Source organism: Paenibacillus sp. DMB5, from assembly GCF_001517085.1.
Lineage (GTDB): Bacteria > Bacillota > Bacilli > Paenibacillales > Paenibacillaceae > Paenibacillus_AQ.
This window is the reverse complement of record NZ_LRAC01000087.1, coordinates 53,236-71,104: the sequence shown is the minus strand read 5'-3', so window position 1 is coordinate 71,104 and position 17,869 is coordinate 53,236. Positions and strand designations below refer to the sequence as shown.

The following is a 17,869-nucleotide window of genomic DNA, read 5'->3' as shown; positions in this document are numbered from 1 at the left end:
GGCATAATTTGCTATCTGAATTTTGACAGGAACATTTGTTCGGTATATAATTTTGCTGATGAGGAGTGTGTAACGATGGATATGATGGAGAAGCTAGAAATTTTGACGGAATCGGCCAAGTATGATGTCGCCTGCACCTCAAGCGGTTCACAGCGCTCCGGCCAGGCCGGAAGCCTGGGCAACGCAGTCAGCTTTGGAATCTGCCACAGCTTTGCCGCAGACGGACGCTGCATTTCGCTGCTCAAGGTGCTGATGACCAACGGCTGCATCTATGACTGTGCTTATTGCATCAACCGCAAGTCCAATCCGGTACGCCGGGCCGCGTTTACCCCGCAGGAGATTGCTGACATTACGATGCAATTCTACCGCCGTAACTATATAGAGGGGCTGTTCCTCAGCTCCGGCATTATGCGCAGTCCCGATTATACAACCGAGCAGCTGATTGCCGCCCTTGAGCTGCTTCGCAACGAATATCACTTCCGCGGCTACATTCATGTAAAAGCTATTCCCGGCGCAGACGATGCCCTGCTGTCCCGGCTGGGGATGCTGGCTGACCGGATGAGCGTCAACATCGAGCTGCCCTCCCAGGATAGCCTGCGCAAGCTGGCTCCGGACAAGAGCAAGCAGTCCATTCTTCAGCCGATGGGCCTTATTACGAACAAGATTACCGAGAACAGTACGGAACTCGTTAAATATAAGCATGCGCCCCGCTTCGCACCGGCGGGACAGAGCACCCAGATGATCGTCGGCGCCACACCGGATACCGACTACCAGATTATGAACCTAACAGAGGGATTGTATAAGAAATATAAGCTCAAGCGGATCTTTTACTCCGCTTATACTCCGGTGGTCGAGGATTCGCTGCTCCCCTCCCTGGACACCAAGCCTCCGCTGCTGCGCGAGCACCGGCTGTATCAGGCCGACTGGCTGCTGCGCTTCTACGGCTTCGAGGCCAAGGAGCTGCTCGACGAGGCAGCGCCCAACTTCAACCCGCTGCTCGATCCGAAATGCAGCTGGGCCATCAATCACCGGGAGCAGTTCCCGGTGGAGGTGAACCGCGCACCGTATGAGATGCTGCTGCGAGTCCCAGGCATCGGCGTAAGAAGCGCCCAGCGGATCATCAAGGCCCGCCGGGCCGGAACGCTCGATTTCCATGCGCTGAAGAAGCTTGGCGTTGTGCTCAAGCGCGCCCAGTTCTTCATCACCTGCAAAGGCCGCCGCTGGAAGGCCTCAAGGTAGGCGAGCACACTCTGCTCCGCTCGCTGATGTCCGGGCAGGAGCTGGCCAAGTTCCAGCAGCCGGAAATTGAGCAGCTCTCCTTCTTCGACGACAGCTATTTAGCTGCCCTGCCGGAAGCGGGGCGGGCCGCGTCTTTCCGTTACGGGGGTTAGGCCATGTTTGCAACCACCTCTTTAGCCTACTCCTATGACGGCAGCTTTGAGGGCCTGCTATGCTGTGTGTTCGAGAGCTACCAGTGGAAGGAAACGCCGCTGGCCATCCATTCAGAGGGCAGCGGACAAGGACTGCTGCTGGAGGCCAAATGGATCGAGACCGACAAGATTAAGGCAGACCGCGTACTGCGCTCTATTCCGCTGAAGATTTCCCGCGAAGCGCAGGAGCTTGTCCAGCTCGGCTTCTGGTCTGCCGTACCGGACAAGGAGATACTGCTGCTGAATTTTCTGTATCTTGGCTTTACTCACGGCCCTGCGGTAATGAACATGCTGACCGACGATACGGTCTGCGCCCTGAACAAGGCCGTCCGTCTGCTCCGGCGGGAGAGCCATCACTATCTGGGCTTCGTCCGGTTCACCGTATACGGACCTGTCATGGCAGCGGTTATTGAACCTCAGGGCTACGTTCTGCCTGTTATTGAGGACCATTTCTGCGACCGGTTCCAGAGTGAGAGCTTCATGATCTACGACCGCACCCACAGGGTAGCGCTGATCCATCAGCCGGGCCGGCGGGCCATTATTCCGCTTGAGGAATGGATTCCGCCGCAGCCGGATGAGACAGAAGCTGCTTACCGCAGCCTGTGGCAGAGCTTTTATCACGCTATCGGTATCAAAGAGCGCAAGAACGACCGGCAGCGCGCCTCCATGATGCCGAAGCGCTACTGGAAGCATCTCCCGGAGATGACCGGCAAGCAGGCAGACCGGCCGGTGCGTACCGCCCGGAAGCAGCCGCCTTCGCGGCGGCCGCGTGAGCTGCAGTAAAAAGTGCCTGATTGCATAAATTTGCTGTTTTATTGTATTAGTACGCCCGGCAACAAAAAGAGCACCCCACGGGTGCCCTGATTCAACTATGATGCAGCATTTACATTTCTTCATACTCCGCCGGGTTCTGCTCCCAGAGCCGTCCGTCCGGTTGGCTCATACCTGAAATAATCTTCATTTCATCCTCCGACAGCTCAAAGTCAAAGATTTCAAGATTCTCCTTCTGATGCTCCACAGAGCTGGTCCGCGGAATCGGAACCGCTCCCAGCTGAATGTGCCAGCGCAAAATAGCCTGGGTCGGTGTTTTGCCGTGGGCAGCCGCAATAGCTGCAATCTGCTCATTCTTCAGCATGCTGTGGCCGCGTCCAAGCGGACTCCAAGACTCTGTTACAATGCCATGCTCGGCATCCTTCGTGCGCTGGCGCTCCTGATTAAACAGCGGATGCAGCTCCACCTGGTTGATGCTCGGCGCTACACCGGTCTCTTTTATGATACGCTCGTTATGCTCCGGCAGGAAATTGCAGACCCCGATGGAACGGACGTAGCCGCGCTTCTTCGCCTCAATCATCGCCTGCCAGGCTTCCACATATTTATCGGTCTTCGGATTAGGCCAGTGGATCAGATACAGATCGTAATAATCAAGGCCCGCTCTATATAATGATTCCTCAATCGTCTCCAATGCCTCTTTATAGGCATGGTGTCGCCCCGGAAGCTTCGAAGTAATCCGCAGCTCTTCTCTCGGTAATCCGCTTTTGCGGACTGCTTCTCCGACCGCCCCTTCATTCTCATAATTAAAGGCCGAGTCAATCAGCCGGTATCCGGCTTCAATGGCTCCTGTAATTGCTTTCGCTCCATCTGCGCCTTTCAGAAAGGCTGTACCAAAGCCTATAGCTGGAATTTTCAGACCGTCGTTCAAAACTTTCTCCGAAATATGCTGGTTCACTTTGTGTTACCTCCTTGGCTGGACTGGTTTAACTTTACCACTCAACCTCTTCCTAAACCAAAATCCGGGAGGTGAAACCTGAATTACCCTGTTCGTTACTCAACCATCCCCCTACTAGCCTCATACATCTTCGCCGTATACTCGTCCACCTGATCGCGGGACATGCGCAGGCGGTCTATCGAGGTTCCGTAGCCGATCTCTGCTTTTCCTTCTTCCAACCCTTTGAAAATCCCGTCCGCAAAAGCCTCCAGCGGCTCCCCGTGCACATGCAGTCCGGAACCTCCCAGATCTGTGTTCACAGCCGGGGGCGCTACCTCGATAACCTCAACAGAGGTCGCGGACAGCTGGTGCCGCAGGCTGACTGTGAACGAATGCAGCGCCGCCTTGGTGGCGGAGTAGATCGGAGCAATCGCAAACGGGGTAAAAGCGAGCCCGGAGGTCACGTTGATAATCGCTGCTGCTTCTTTTTGCGCAAAAAATGGGGCAAACAGCAGAGAGAGCTGAAAAGGCGCATCCAGATTCGTATTAATTTCCTGATTAAAGTAGCTCCAGTTGTCCCTGGCATCTGCTTTAAGAACATTGAACCGCTGCTGGGTTCCGGCGTTGTTGACCAGCACGTTAACCTCCGGATAGCTCTCAGTTACCCAATCGTATAAAGCTACACGCTCCGCTTCCAGATTCAGATCACAGACACGGGTAATCAGGCCGGGCAGCTTGTCCTGAGCACTCTGAAGCACTTCCTCCCGCCGTCCGCAGACAATCACCCGGTTATCCGCCGCAATAAACCGCTCTGCAAAAGCCAGCCCGATTCCAGTGCTTCCGCCAGTAATAAGTATGGTGTTTCCTGATAGCTTCACAGGTTCTCCTCTTTTCCTTGTTCTGTTTTTTTACGCAAACGTTCTGTATACCGGTTAATCTTGATATCAATTCCTCTGAGAGCTTCCTCCATGACCGCCATTTCATTAAGCACTGTCTGCTTATGCCTGGTCATCATTTCAAGCCGCAGCTCCGTTGTACTCTCCCCTTCAATGACCCAGGCGATATACTGCCTGATATCTTGAATAGGCATATGGGTATGCTTCAACCGGAGTGTTGTTTCCAGCAGCTCCATCTGATGTTCCGAAAATAGCCGTCTGCCCGCCCCGTCACGTTCTATTAGCGGGAGCAGCCCCTGTCTTTCATAATATCGTAACGTGGATTCCGGAATATGAAGCGCAGCCGCAGCCTCACCGATCGAGATTGTTTTCATATTGAAGGCCTCCAAATGTGATCTTTCCCTGTCGACACCCCTAGCATACGACTTAAACCATGGTTTAAGTCAATGGGTCACCTGAGGAAATAGAAAAAGCGGCCCCAAAGGGCCGCCCGTCTGCTCTACTCCAGCTTCATATAATACAAATTCGCCGTACTATCCTTCGTAATCGTATGCACCCCTGCCGCAAGCGGAATCGTTGCAATCCGGTTCGTGATCGGATAGCTTGTTCCGTCCACCTTAATCTGCGTTCCTTCGGCGTTGAACACCAGGGTTAACGTCGTGGCTTGGGCCGCTGTGAACTGGATGCTGGTCGAGCTCTCGATTTTCAGGCATTGGGTCAGGGTCAGGCCATTGTAAACTACCGTCCCCTTGCTGGTAGAGAGATTGCCCTGGATGTTAAAAAAGCTGCTTGTTTTCCCGGATGCCGTAAAGTCGTGGACATACACACCCGTAGCCGGGGTGGCTGTCGGTACCGGAGTCGCTGTTGGCACAGGCGTGGCGGTTGGCACAGGCGTTGCCGTTGGCACAGGCGTTGCCGTTGGCACTGGAGTCGCAGTTGGTGCAGGTGTAGCCGTTGCTGTCGGCGTCGGTGTTGGAGTGGCACCGGAATTGCCACCTACAGAGACAAGCTGGGTAGTATAACCCCGGATCGCCGACATCAGCGCGGTATTGAGCGCATACGACGCGTCATCCACAGCATTGTTGAAGGTCCAGCTAAAGTCGCCGCCTCCCAGGCGTCCGGCTTTTGCTTTTACATTCTGCTCAACCGAACTGACGGCATCAACCGCAGAGGCGCTTACCCCTGTATTAACGGTCGTATCAAAGTTATTGTAGGCCGTTCCGCCTACTAAAGCCTTAAACGAGCTTGGGACGGTCTCACTTCTTGAGGATGCAAGATAAGCGTCAAAAGAGGTTGCATTAGCCGCAGCCGTCCCCGTGCCGGAGTTGGCATAGATCAGGCTGGCTGCATCTGTCACCTGATTGTTGTACGCCTTGATCATCCCGCCGTTTTCGCCGGAGAAGGTGCCTTCCCCGAGTGCATCCGTGCCCTGCAGAGAGATCATCATCGGATATTTGGCATTGCGGAAGACGTTTGATTCTACAAAAGCGGACCCTCCGCTTGTCATCCCCACACCATATTTGGAGATCCCGTCAAAATAGTTGTTATAAATATGAACCGACGCTACGCGGATCCGCGGATGGCGGGAATCCGAGTGGTCGAACCAGTTATGATGGAAGGTAGCATAGAACTCCGACGGTTCGGTCAGGCCGACCAGCGAAGATTTTCCCGAATCCCAGTAATGATTATAGGAGATGGTGATGTAGGATGAACCGTTCTTGAGGTCGGTTGAGCCGTCACCCTTGGCCTGATCCGCATCCCCGCCTGCCGCCCCGTAGAAAAGATCATTATTATGCACCCACACATTCGCGTTGCCGCTATCCATCGAGACGCCGTCGTCCGGGAACAGCATTAGCCCCAGGTTTCTTACTTCCACGTTACCTACATAGCGGAGGAGCAGTCCCCAGCCGTACGCATAGGCATCCTGGCCGATCCCTTCGATGGTGATGTTCATTTCCGAGTAGTTATTTTTGCCTTTGACCTGCAGGTAGCCGCTGCTGTTGAGCTGCCCGCTCAGATCGGAAGCCGTTACCTTGCCGATAATCCGGATAGCCAGCGGGGTCGTATCATAACCCTTTTGTCTCAGATTCAAAATCTCGCCCAGGCCAACGCCGGTCTGCACTGCACCCGAGCTGCTGGTTTTGACAGGGAGGGTTACCGTTTGAGCCGTTTGTGAGGTAATATAAAGGACTTGAGCGCCGGTTTTTAGCGTACCGTTGGCATTATAAGCACCGGAACCCGTGCCGAATGGAGAGCTTGGTGAAAAAGCAAACCCAGACCGGTCATGCGCCGCCACATTCAGCGTACCTGTTATGCTGCTCGCGGTTCCTCCTCCTGACAGTACAGCCTCTACCTTCATTACATAGCTCCCGGCAGCCAGCCCGACTGCATCCGCTCTCCAGTAGGAGGGATACTTGCGGATTAACTGATTATCCAGCTGCTGATACTGCGAGTCCGCTGCACTTGCCTGCTTCACATATACGTTATAACCCGTTGCACCGCTTACCGGCGACCACTCCGCATAAGACGTTTCATTCCAGCCCCCGCTTCCCGTAATTGACACTCCTGCTGCGTGCGCCGTAGGATTTACCCAGTTTCCCGCAACCAAAGATAATGCCATTGAGAATAAGAGCAAAATCCCCGTTACCCTTGCCGATCTCTTCTTCAATTCATTCCCTCCCATAAATTAGGTCCTGAAACAACCTCAGCATATCCCCGTGTAAGCGGTTGCGAAACAATCATTTACTCATATCGGAATCTGCTATGCAGAATTCTGGGTTAATGATTATTTGACAGGGGGATGATCGTTTCACCCTCCAGGGACGGGCTGCGGGCGGACGGGGGCCACAGCAGAATAAACCCACAAAGTGGATCCTCTACAAAAAAAAGCAGCCGGTTAGGGCTGCTTTCAACTCTTTTCTCAATAGCTCCGCGAGTATTCTGCTTTCTCTTTTAAATGAACAATATCATGGCCGCTCGGATTCTGGAACACCCGCAGCCCGAAGGTAGGGATAACCGCAAAAATATGATCAAATATATCCGCCTGCACTGACTCATACACGCCCCAGGTGGTGTCATTGCTGAATGCGTAGATCTCCAGGGGCAGCCCGTTATCTCCCGGCGCCAGCTGGCGGACGAGCAGGGTCATATCCTTATGAATTTTCGGATGATTCCGCAGGTATTCCTGAATGTAAGCCCTGAATACGCCGATATTTGTGAGCTGCCTTCCGTTCACATTGCTCTCCATATTGACCTGATGTTCAATATTATAGGCCTTGATCTCGCTTAATTTCGCTGTTACATAATCACTGAGATAATGGATTTTCTGAAACTCATCAATCATTTCCCTTGTGCAAAAGCACACACTGCTCGTATCAATATACACGCTCCGTTTGATCCGTCTCCCGCCGGACACCTGCATGCCTCTCCAGTTCCTGAACGAGTCCGAAATGAGCGCATAGCTGGGAATCATCGTAATCGTTTTATCAAAATTCATGACCTTTACGGTGTTCAGGGTAATGTCGATGACCTCACCGTCCGCATTATATTTGGGCATTTCAATCCAGTCGCCTACCCGCACCATATCATTGGAGGACAGCTGGACACCTGCCACCAGGCCCAGTATGGAGTCTTTAAAGATCAGCATCAGCACTGCAGATAAAGCCCCCAGCCCGCTGAGAATGATCAACGGATTCTGCCCAATCAGATTTGCGATTACCACAATGGCGCCAATGATGAACAGAATGATTTTGGCAACCTGGATGTAGCCCTTTATCGGTCTGATCCTGGAAACATCAAAGGTACGGTAAATCGCATCAACCGCATCCAGCAGCGCATTCAGCACTGTGATTGTTACGATAATCAGATAGGTCATTGCCGCTTTTTCAATCAAAGACTGATATAACGGAAAAATAGAAGCCGAGTAGTAGATAATGAAGGCCGGCGCAAGATGGGACAGCTTGTGGAACACCTTTTTCTCCAAAATAATGTTATCCCACGTATACCGGTTGTTATTGATGATATGAATGATGACCCGCAGCACAAGCTTTTTGACTACAAAGTTAGCCAGTACACAGAGCAGCGCTATAAAAGCAACCATGATTATATTCGAAAGATAATCCAGCATCACCCCGCCCACACCAAACTCCGCCAGCTTGTTTTTAATAAAATTCATAGCTTCCTCCTGTCTTCGAGCACTGGCCTATCATTATAAAGGAGTATTTGGGGTTACGCAAAACTCGGGATTTAACTTTCAGATTTGTACAATGTAAAACTATGCGTTCCAAGCCGCCACATTGCTCCGCTGTCTGACTGGGTTTCTTTGAAGATGAATTCAAGAGTACTGCCCTTCATTTCTACAGTTCCTTCCCCGCTGTTCCCCCAGCCGTCATCCGTATAGGAGAAACTTCCCTTGCCGTTCTTGATTCTTATTTTAATGTCAATATCAGCTATACGATTGGATGGGGGAGCACTAACGGCAAAAAAATGTCCGGTCAGCACATTATTATCGAAACCCTTAAGTTTAAAATAAACGGCACCCTCTGTTAACAGCTGCTCTTTTGGCTTTTTAATATTTTTCTTTTCCACCCACAGCCCTGTAGTGAATTCTACCGCACTTGAATCCACCTTGATTACTGCATATGTACTTTTTCCGCCGGAGCTGGCATATATAATGGCTTTCCCCGGGCTGACAGCCGTTACAAGACCGCTCTTATTTACTGTCGCTACCTGAGTATTGGCCGAGGAGTATGAAATCTTTACATTACTGTCTTGTGGTACGGTGACTACGTCCGGCTTTAACTGATAGGTCTGTTTCGGTTTTAATGCTTTTGCCGGACCTGCTACTGATATTGAAATTACTTTTGAAGCCTGATCTGCATAGATTACGGGAGTTGAATGGGGAACAAGGACTACAAAAAATAAGGATAAGATGGCTGTCAGCAGAGTCTTTTTATGCAATATCATAGTAAAGCTCCTCTCCGTTCTTATTTGAATTAACTAAGAAAATGACTGCAACTCCACTATATGAGCAACGTTGCCTATATATCTACGAATGAGGTCACAGTTTAGATATCCCGTTATTTTAGTTATCCTGGATAAGCAAAAAAGGGAGCACCGCTTATCGGTGCCCCCTCATTTCTGCTGTCAACGCTTCAGTTCACCTGACACAAACAGCATATAAAGTGGAGATTCTAAAATCAGCTATCCTACAGCTCCAGACCCAGATCAAGCACAATATTTAGCATCCGCATGATAATCGTTGCCGACTGATCACGGGTAGCTGTATCGTTCGGGGCAAACTTACCGTTGCCCATACCGGATACGATACCTGCTCTGCTTAGTTGCTCGATGCTGTCTGCAGCCCAATGATTGCTAAGATCCGAGAATTGCGCTGCGCTGGCAGGCGGGCTCATATCCAGAACACGGGCCAGGATGGCAGACATCTCGGCGCGGGTGATCTGCTGATTGGGAATGAAATTACCATTACCTGCGCCGTTTACAATCCCCGCGCGATGCAACGCTCTGATATAGGCATCTGCCCAATGACCATTAGTGTCGGAGAAGTAGCCTGCTGCTCCTGTCGTATCAATGCCCAACGTCCGGACGATCATTGCAGCAAATTCAGCCCGGGTTACATGATTTGAACCCTTGAACTCGCCGTTAAGTGTACCTTCGACGATGCCAAGCTGTGAAGCTAACCGGATTGCTTTTGCAGCCCAATGCGTTTGTGGTACGTCAGAGAAGCTGACCGGCTGGTTCGCTTGCAGTGCTTGCTGCAACTTATCCTTAATTTGCTCTGCGTTTACAAGGGTGCTCTTTAAAATCGGCTTCTCCGGAGTTGGTGTCTGCACTGCAGAACCGGAACCTGTTCCGGAGCCCGCTGTAGGACCCGGGGTTGGCGTCGGAGTAACCGGGTTTGAACCCGGATTTGATCCCGGAATAGAGACCTCTTGTATCGTCACCGAAATCTTCAGCTTCGCAGACTTCCCTGCACTGAACACGAAGCTCAGGACATCACCATTAGACAGTGTTGCCAAATAGCTTCGCTTGATTGTAACCGTCTGCCTGCCATCCGGCGTTACAGCACCCAGGCTGTAATCGGTGTCAGCAAGTGCAATATCCCCTTTTTTGATCCCAATAAGCGTGTTGCCGTTTAATGTTACCGTTACCGTGAGGTCAGCCCCCGCGTTCGTATAGTACGTTGCCTCTGTTACAGAGAGAACCGAATTCTCCGCCGGGGTAACGTCAACTTCTGCAGTGTAGTAGATGTTAGACACCGGAAGCTGCATGTTCTGAACTTCATCACGGATGTCTTCACCCAGGTAATAGCTCAAATGCGCCGGCTGGTTGTACATAGCGTTCTGAGAGTTAGCAGCCAGGCGGTACTGCGGATCATGCATCAGCGTGTAAATGACATTATCCGTCGGAATATCCGTCGTATAGATTCTCAGCGCATTATTATCATCGGTGCGGACAAGAACCTCATCACGCCAGTCACCGAAAATATCGGCAATCAGGCTTGGATTGGCCTTGGTTCCGTTGTTGGAATAGGTTCCGGTCAAGGTCTGTAGCGTTATAAGCTCACTTTGCTCCGTTGCTACATCATAATTAAACTTCGTGATCGATGGAGCGGCTGTTGAGTTGTTGTTATCAGGCCCGTCAAAGAATTCGCTCAGCAGATCTCCATCCCAATACAGGATGAAGTTAACAGGTGCCTTGTTGGCAACGCCGATTCCGCCGACATCAGCAGTAATAACTTTGCCGTTCATAATATTGTACATAGGCGTCCCTATCGCCCACACCTCAAAGCCCGGTAAAGGAGTTACATTGGCTGCAACGCCGCGTCCAACATCGCCTAAGTTCGCTGAATAGGTCCACACTGCCTCCCCTGTGGAACCGCGAACCAGAGTTACATTGTTTGGCGGACTGGCTTCATGCGGCTGGAAAACATAGATTTCATTGCTGTTAGGTACCATTGCGGCTACATGCAGCGCGTCACCGTGACCTCCGGCTACTGTACCTCTCGTTCCGTTGGTGCTCCACACAATCGTTCCGTCCTGATCGATCGTGATGCCGCCAAGCACAACCTCGTTATAGCCGTCAAAATCCACATCGGCAACCTTAACATTGTGATTACCCTGATTGCTGCCGGCGTTCCAGTCAGCCAGTGTAAACGTCCAGATTTCCACAATTTTTCCGTCAATAAACTGATAAGCTGCTACATACTGCGGGCCGTAGTGAGCGCGTACCTCAATAACGGTAGGATAAGGCTCTGCGCCATATTCGCCATTCTTCGGCATATAGGCAACGGCTCCGTTGAAGCGGTCGCTGCGGTTATTGTTGTTATCGCCCCAGTTCGGGCTAATGCTGTACGGTGCAAAATAATCAACCGTATCAACCGGTCTGCCGGTTTCCCCGTTGAATACCGTAAAGGTTTCCGGCCCGGAGGCAACTCTGCCCAGCGCCGTATTGTTGACCTGGTTATCTTTTGCCGGGTTCTGCAGACCGCCTACCCATACCGCTTCAGGATCGCCCAATACCCAAGCCGGAGTATCGGTCAGATCATTGATCGTACCGTCCTCTTTAGGAAGATACCCCCTGGTTCCGTCGGCTGTCTTAACTGTAAACTCCGCTTTTCCGTCCTGATCCAGATCATAGAAGTTAAACGCGCTGTGATGGGCACTGGACACGATATTGATACCCAGATTGATTCTCCACAGCAGCTTGCCTTCCAGCGTATAAGCATCAAATATCGTTTCCCCGGTATGTCTGTTGGCAAGCCCCGGGTCTGTAGCCCCGGACGGATACCATTTTACAAGAATCTCATATTGCCCATCACCGTTAATGTCAGCTACTGAGGTATCGTTAGCCGTGTAGGTAATCGGATCAGCATTGGTCGTCGCGCCATAAGCAAGTGCCGGGTTTGGACGATCTGCCGGTCTCTGCAGCGGAATATCAACATAATTATTGGCCCATGCCGTTGCAGGCTTGCTCATCGCGCCAGTGTTTATAGTCTCTACTTCGTATCTGTCTCCGGTTTTGCCGCCTGCATCCACATAATCCAGCACAGTAACCGGTGACGTGTTAATCTTGTCGCCATTTCTGTAGACATTAAAGGTTAGGCCTTTATTGTATTCTGAAGACAGCAGACGCCATGTTACAAGCACACCATCGCCGCTGTTCACCGGAACGGCTACCACGCCTCTGTCGAGCCACTCCATTGAGATCGGCTCCGCAGTAACCTTGTCTTTATGCCGGTTCTCGATGTACAGCTTCGCCTTTAACCCCATTCTGTTAACTGCTACGTCAGGAATACTAGTAAGCGTCCCGGCATAGGAAAATACACCCTGCTTATCTGCTTTATATACCAGATCTGCAGCTGCTGTAGACCATGGGGCTTCTGTTAAAGCCCAGGTTACGCCTACCTCGGCAATAGTACCGTCCGCAAGCTTAACCTTAACCGTTGCCGGCAGATCAAGCCCTGCCTCGTCAGGCACATCCCCGATGTATACGGTCTTGAACCAGCTCTGCAATGTATTGCTGTCCGCTGTTTCCGGAAGTTCAAGCAAAAATTCATACGGCAGCACTTCGACTATCGTGTCCGCTGAAAGCTGCTTAGTAAAGAAATACAAATTATCTACGCCATTATCAACTACACCTACGTTATTACCGCCGGCGCGCTCACCTGTAAGAACGAACGAGCTGATCTGGCTACCCTCAAAAGGAATCGTAAGTACAGACGGCACAGCGCCGGCAGTATCTCTTGGTACAAGGGAAACCGTAGCAAGCATCGTATCAAAATCAAACTCTACGCCTACCTTATACCATGTATTCACGTCGTTATAAGTAAACGCATGATAACGGTCACTGCTCCAGAAATTAGCAGGGTTAGGTCCGGTTGGCCCCGGTAATGCCCCTGCAAACGCGCCTATGGTTCTTGATCCGTTATAAGTGCCTGTTCTTAAACTAAGCAGAACGTTAGACCCGTCCTGGAAGCTCAGGTTAAACGTATTCTGCAGTGTGGTAACTGCCGGAACCTTCCAGTCCAGGTTAACATATACCTTGCTTCCGGAAACGGCGTGAGGTAAGTCTCCCTTACCACCCCGATTACCTGAACCGGAGGCGTCAAACCGGAAATAATTGTTAACCTGAGGTGTTTCTTCTCTGGCAAGCGTATGGTAAGAGCCGCCGGCAAAGATCCATAGCGGAGCTGCCCCGCCGCTGGCAAAATTGCTCCCGAACTCCTGTGTATACCCTTCTGCTAGCAGGGCAGAAAAGTCCGGTGCCGGTTCAGTTACCGAAGGAACATATTTTACTTTGATTGGCACGCTGTTCCTAATCGAACTGTCCATAGTAGATACAGCTGTAAGGGTTGCCTCGCCTGCACCGACCGCGGTTACCGTTACACTCTTATCCTCTTTTACCGTTATCGCAGCAATCTTCTCGTCGCTGATCGACCATGTAAACGTCCGGTCCGTTGCATTAATAGGCATTACAACCGCGCTGAATGTGGCCGAATGCTTGTCCGCAAGCGAACCTTCCCCGTATTCCAGATTGGCAGCAGAAGCTGGAGAGATCGTTAGTTCACTAGGGTTAATGACCGGCTTCACTCCGCCGGATGCTGCGGCCTTGAAGATGATATTATCAACACGCATACCGTAAGAGTCTTCATTCCAGTCCACACCCGTAACCGCGTTAAACCTTGCCCAGTTCTGTCCGCTTGCCCGGCTTGCACCGATGCTCATGCTGGTCAGTTTATCGGAGCCTATGGCTATCGGCTGAGGCGTGGTATACACCCTTGAACCGCCGTCAGTAACGCTGATTGATGCTACTTGAGCCAGGAGATCAACCTTTATGGTAGCCGATAGCTTTGTCAGGCGCGGGACACCTGATAACGCAATAGTAGCCGTTCCTATTTCAGGAGCGTTACCCGCTGTCATATTGCCAGTGTAATAGGATATGTTCGCCGGTGAGTCTGCATTTGTCCCGCCCCCGGCGGTTCGCAGCGTTACAACCTGATCCGTTCCGTCATTAAGACGGACATCAAGCGAATTTGCACTTGGACGGGTAATATCCACCCACCAGTCAAAGGATACTTCAACCTGATCCTTGCCGGTAAGATCGTATTTACCGCTATCCAGCGGAAGCGTCCACCAATAGCTTGCCTGTTTGGCCGCACTGGAATCGGTATCGGATGGAGGCTGAACGCGGAGTGCCTTATTAGATTCATAAACTGCTACCGTAACGGACCCGGGTCCTGTGATTGCCGGAGCGCCGGTTACTGTCCCTAGTAACTCGCCATCTTCAAAATCGAGTACATCGCCCACTTGTGTCAAAGCGGCAGATGCAGTTCCGCCGCCTTCAGGCGCACCCAAAACCATCGAGGGCATAAGCATAAATGCCATAGAAACGGTGAGAACTACAGACACGTACTTCTTGAGCCTTCTCTTCATTTACTCACTCCTCGTCTATTCGTTAAGTTCCAGTCCCGCCCTAAAAAGCATACTCTCCGGTTTTATAATAATTAAGCGCTTTCAACAAAATGTGGAAACGCCTCCTTTTCTGCTTTCACCTCGCTTTTGCAGGGGATATTAAACCGAATATAGATGTTCTTATATTGGCAGGGATATGTCAGGATTGTAAGCTATCGCTGATTTCCCTGTAAATCATGGCTACTGATTTCTCTGGTCACTTTTGATTTTGTATCAAAAGTGACCAGCAGGGTCAGAAAACGTAATCGCTTTCAAAAATGTGCAACCACAGGAAAAAAGCACCCTTCAGGGTGCTTCATCTATAGCAACAATAAACCGGCCATAAACCTTTAATTACTTCTATTCGCGGTTTTCGGACGGCCTTGATTCCGGCGCCTGCGGTTTAGATTTCTTCCCGCCGTTTCTCTGCCTGACGCCTGATATGATCATTCCAACGAGGCCCCAGCCCACGAACACAAGCTGCATGACCCACGGGCTTTCCATCATTACCTTAGAATGCCAGGGAAAATGCATGCTTCTTATCCCCCTATTCCTTTTCTTCTTTTAGATGTAGCGGCTTGCCATACATCCCCGTCCGGGTAATGATAACGGAGCTATTGACCGTAATTTCCGCTTCCGGATAAGCATCGACCCACCGGTCCTTAAGCTTCCTCCACTCCTTGGGGTTATGGCGGGAAATTTCCTGGCCTACTCCAAAGATATCCGCCTTCAGCAGGCTTTGGGATATTCCGGAAACTTGACGTATGCTACTCTCAATACTATTACTGAGGGCTTCTTCGACCTGCACAATATTTTTGGGATCGCTAAGATCCAGATCCGTATTATTCTCGTGAACCGGTCCGCTGGTCTTCACAGTAATATACACCTGTATCTTTCCGTCCCGGATACGGGTCTTGAGCTTTTTGCCTGTCTTGTCGAGCTCCATGACTACATTCCCTTTGCCCGGGATATCCCCCGTAATGCTGACCCGCTTGTTCTCGTTTAGCACCCACAGCAACCCCCGGGTCTGCTCCATATCCAGATAGCCTGCCAGCTTATAATCTTTAATAACGGCGGAGCCGGCCAGGCGGAAGGTCATCATCTTGCTTTCCTCATCTTTCCCGGTGCTGACTCCTGCGCCTGCGGTTCCCTCTATTAACTCCAATGCGCCTACGGTCGGAACGATTTCATCTCCGGACATAGCCGTAAATAATTCCCGCAGCGTTGTTGTAATTTCAGCATTGATTTCCTGTAGCGAACGGACTGCCCTTGTCGGAACCTTCTCAAAGGGGACAGGCTGCAGTAAAAGCTCAACCGCCCGGGCATTCTTCGCGATCAACAGATAAGTCTGCAGCCTGCTGTCCGGATCGCGGCTGAAATGATCCAGCGTATCCTTTAAGCCATTCCTAGCCAGCGCTTCTCCAATAAGCAGCACCTTCCGGTGTTCAATGAAAAGCTTGCGGGAGAGCTTCCGCTGCAGCTCATCCATCGCGTCGTGTACATTCTTCCCGACGGCGGATACAACGGTGAATCCTCTGGCCCCCGCTCCGGACTGTGTCGCACCCCCCTCGGTTTGAACGCTGCTGGGCACGGCGATTTGCGAGGAGGCCATGATATTTCCTTCTTCCGTATAGTCCAGGGCTGTGGCCATAACTACAGCAAGCTGGTCAATGCTGCGGCTGTCCCAGCATCCCGTGAGGCCGGTGCTGAGCATGGCCAGAATAATCAGACCCCATGTAAATCTTGGCTTCATGATTCCCCCCCCGGCTTCTTAGGAGGTTTCGGCATCTGTCCAGCCGGAATCCGGACCGGTTCATTGCTCCCGGGCTGGGTTGGCCTTCTGCGCATGCTCCACCAGGGAACACGAATCAATACATCTTTCAGATTGGATACCGTCAGCGGAGCGACAGGCGAGAAATATGGAGCGCCGAACGACCGCAATCCGCACACATGGAGCAATATAAACAGCACACCCAGCGTCAGCCCGTACAGTCCTGCAGTGCCAGCGGCAAAAATTAAGGGAAACCTCAAGAAACGCACGGCCAGGCCAGCGCTGTAATCCGGGATGGTGAAGGAAGCAATGCCTGTTATGGAGACGACGATAACTAGCGGTGCTGACACTATTCCTGCCTGTACCGCCGCCTGGCCTATGACCAATGCTCCAACAATACTTACGGCCTGTCCAACCTGTCTGGGCAGCCTGAGCCCCGCTTCACGCAGTCCTTCAAACGTAATCTCCATCAGAAGGACCTCTATAATGACTGGAAAAGGTACACCTTCCCGGGCCGAAGCGATGCTGAACAGCAGAGAGGTGGGAAGCATTTCCTGGTGAAAGGTAACGATGCTTACATATAACCCCGGCAAAAAAAGGGTTGTCGCAACACCCAAATATCGAATCCAGCGCACAACGGTGCCCACCCAGAACCGTTCATAGTAATCCTCATTAACGCTGACTGAGTTCCAGAAGTTTGCCGGCATAACCAACGCAAAAGGGGTGTTGTCCACAAGTACTGCCACCCTGCCTTCCAATAAATTGGCCGCTACGATATCGGGCCGCTCCGTGTTGTATACTGTCGGAAAAGGCGAAAAGGGCGCGTCTTCGATCATTTCCTCTATATAACCGCTGTCCATCACTCCGTCGATCGCAATTCGCTTTAGACGGTCGCGTACTTCCTGCACCAGCGAATCTTGAACAATGCCGTCAATGTAGGTAATGACAACGGAAGTATGGGAGACGTCGCCGATATTAAGCGATTCCATTTTAAGCCGGGGCGTACGCAGTCTTTTGCGGAGCATGGCGGTTCCGGTTCGGATATTCTCGTTGAAGCCCTCCCTGGGACCCCGGATAACTGTCTGCGTCTCGGGTTCTTCAATGGCCCGCATGGTCCAACCTTTGGCATCCGCAAGAAATACATCGGTCCGGCCCTCAACAAAAATCGCCGCTTCGCCGTAAAGCACCGCTTCAATCACTTTCTTAAAATCTCCAGTAATCTGTGTCTGCGCCGCCGGAACTGTTTCCTGTCTGAGCCCCTCGGCACCTCCTTCCCCTTTAGGGGCTGCGTCATACATAGGCGGTTTTAATACAAGCTCATCCACAAGCTGCTGGTTGACCAATCCATCTATGCAGATCAGCAAGGCCTGAGTCTCCCCGTTGATCCGAAAGGGACGGAGAATGAAATCCGAGCATTGTTCAAAGACGCGCTTAATATTCTGTTCATTTTCCTTCAAGTCGCTGCTTACTTCCGAAGGCACATCTGAAAGGGTAAACGGCAGGCGGTCCTGCTTCTTTTTTTGGGGAGTGCTTTTCCTAGTCTTTTGTCCAAACAGCATATACAGACCTCCAAGGCTCCCGAAATTGAACTTCAA

The 17,869-nt window shown here is 51.5% G+C and carries 13 protein-coding genes; 3 read left to right on the top strand and 10 right to left on the bottom strand.

Translation table 11 applies throughout. The annotated features are described in order from the left end of the window. The first annotated feature begins 75 nt into the window (after positions 1-75). From AWJ19_RS08525 to AWJ19_RS08520, 3 genes are read left to right on the top strand one after another with little or no spacing between them, the layout of a single operon-like run. On the top strand, positions 76-1,239 hold the full coding sequence (locus AWJ19_RS08525; RefSeq protein WP_241781658.1) for a putative DNA modification/repair radical SAM protein: 1,164 nt from the start codon (positions 76-78) through the stop codon (positions 1,237-1,239). Between the two features lie 26 nt (positions 1,240-1,265). Beyond that, positions 1,266-1,391 (top strand): hypothetical protein, encoded by a 126-nt coding sequence (locus AWJ19_RS37250; protein WP_277815798.1) that lies wholly within the window; start codon positions 1,266-1,268, stop codon positions 1,389-1,391. 3 nt (positions 1,392-1,394) lie between these two features. Next, on the top strand, positions 1,395-2,213 hold the full coding sequence (locus AWJ19_RS08520; RefSeq protein ID WP_068722885.1) for a TIGR03915 family putative DNA repair protein: 819 nt from the start codon (positions 1,395-1,397) through the stop codon (positions 2,211-2,213). A gap of 100 nt (positions 2,214-2,313) precedes the next feature. On the opposite strand, the gene AWJ19_RS08515 is transcribed toward AWJ19_RS08520, so the two are convergent. The 10 genes from AWJ19_RS08515 to AWJ19_RS08475 form a co-directional block, all read right to left on the bottom strand. Next, complete coding sequence (locus tag AWJ19_RS08515; protein ID WP_068722883.1) at positions 2,314-3,156, bottom strand: aldo/keto reductase; 843 nt, start codon at positions 3,154-3,156, stop codon at positions 2,314-2,316. A gap of 95 nt (positions 3,157-3,251) precedes the next feature. Further along, positions 3,252-4,013: an SDR family NAD(P)-dependent oxidoreductase gene (locus tag AWJ19_RS08510; protein ID WP_068722881.1), complete on the bottom strand. Its 762-nt coding sequence runs from the start codon at positions 4,011-4,013 to the stop codon at positions 3,252-3,254. Further along, on the bottom strand, positions 4,010-4,405 hold the full coding sequence (locus tag AWJ19_RS08505) for a MerR family transcriptional regulator (protein ID WP_068722879.1): 396 nt from the start codon (positions 4,403-4,405) through the stop codon (positions 4,010-4,012). The genes AWJ19_RS08510 and AWJ19_RS08505 overlap by 4 nt, the downstream gene beginning before the upstream one ends. A gap of 125 nt (positions 4,406-4,530) precedes the next feature. Continuing rightward, entirely contained in the window at positions 4,531-6,699 is a 2,169-nt protein-coding gene (locus AWJ19_RS08500) for a pectate lyase (protein WP_068722877.1), read from the bottom strand. 252 nt (positions 6,700-6,951) lie between these two features. After that, positions 6,952-8,205, bottom strand: a complete 1,254-nt coding sequence (locus AWJ19_RS08495; protein WP_068722875.1) for a mechanosensitive ion channel domain-containing protein — start codon at positions 8,203-8,205, stop codon at positions 6,952-6,954. 71 nt (positions 8,206-8,276) lie between these two features. Beyond that, positions 8,277-8,996, bottom strand: a complete 720-nt coding sequence (locus AWJ19_RS08490; protein ID WP_068722873.1) for an Ig-like domain-containing protein — start codon at positions 8,994-8,996, stop codon at positions 8,277-8,279. Positions 8,997-9,238: 242 nt separating this feature from the next. Next, positions 9,239-14,485: an S-layer homology domain-containing protein gene (locus tag AWJ19_RS08485; RefSeq protein WP_068722871.1), complete on the bottom strand. Its 5,247-nt coding sequence runs from the start codon at positions 14,483-14,485 to the stop codon at positions 9,239-9,241. Between the two features lie 378 nt (positions 14,486-14,863). Continuing rightward, positions 14,864-15,037, bottom strand: a complete 174-nt coding sequence (locus AWJ19_RS35155; protein ID WP_157889970.1) for a hypothetical protein — start codon at positions 15,035-15,037, stop codon at positions 14,864-14,866. Between the two features lie 13 nt (positions 15,038-15,050). Next, a complete protein-coding gene (locus tag AWJ19_RS08480) occupies positions 15,051-16,256 on the bottom strand; it encodes a Ger(x)C family spore germination protein (protein ID WP_068722870.1) in 1,206 nt (401 codons plus the stop codon). After that, on the bottom strand, positions 16,253-17,833 hold the full coding sequence (locus tag AWJ19_RS08475) for a spore germination protein (RefSeq protein ID WP_082707774.1): 1,581 nt from the start codon (positions 17,831-17,833) through the stop codon (positions 16,253-16,255). Before AWJ19_RS08475 ends, AWJ19_RS08480 begins: the two co-directional genes overlap by 4 nt. Between the last annotated feature and the right edge of the window lie 36 nt (positions 17,834-17,869).

Excerpts from the sequence above, each read along its gene's own strand:
- AWJ19_RS08525 (WP_241781658.1), top strand. The coding sequence starts at position 76 with ATGGATATGATGGAGAAGCTAGAAATTTTGACGGAATCGGCCAAGTAT.
- AWJ19_RS37250 (WP_277815798.1), top strand. The coding sequence starts at position 1,266 with ATGTCCGGGCAGGAGCTGGCCAAGTTCCAGCAGCCGGAAATTGAGCAG.
- AWJ19_RS08520 (WP_068722885.1), top strand. The coding sequence starts at position 1,395 with ATGTTTGCAACCACCTCTTTAGCCTACTCCTATGACGGCAGCTTTGAG.
- AWJ19_RS08505 (WP_068722879.1), bottom strand. The coding sequence starts at position 4,405 with ATGAAAACAATCTCGATCGGTGAGGCTGCGGCTGCGCTTCATATTCCG.
- AWJ19_RS08495 (WP_068722875.1), bottom strand. The coding sequence starts at position 8,205 with ATGAATTTTATTAAAAACAAGCTGGCGGAGTTTGGTGTGGGCGGGGTG.
- AWJ19_RS08490 (WP_068722873.1), bottom strand. The coding sequence starts at position 8,996 with ATGATATTGCATAAAAAGACTCTGCTGACAGCCATCTTATCCTTATTT.
- AWJ19_RS08485 (WP_068722871.1), bottom strand. The coding sequence starts at position 14,485 with ATGAAGAGAAGGCTCAAGAAGTACGTGTCTGTAGTTCTCACCGTTTCT.
- AWJ19_RS35155 (WP_157889970.1), bottom strand. The coding sequence starts at position 15,037 with ATGCATTTTCCCTGGCATTCTAAGGTAATGATGGAAAGCCCGTGGGTC.
- AWJ19_RS08480 (WP_068722870.1), bottom strand. The coding sequence starts at position 16,256 with ATGAAGCCAAGATTTACATGGGGTCTGATTATTCTGGCCATGCTCAGC.
- AWJ19_RS08475 (WP_082707774.1), bottom strand. The coding sequence starts at position 17,833 with ATGCTGTTTGGACAAAAGACTAGGAAAAGCACTCCCCAAAAAAAGAAG.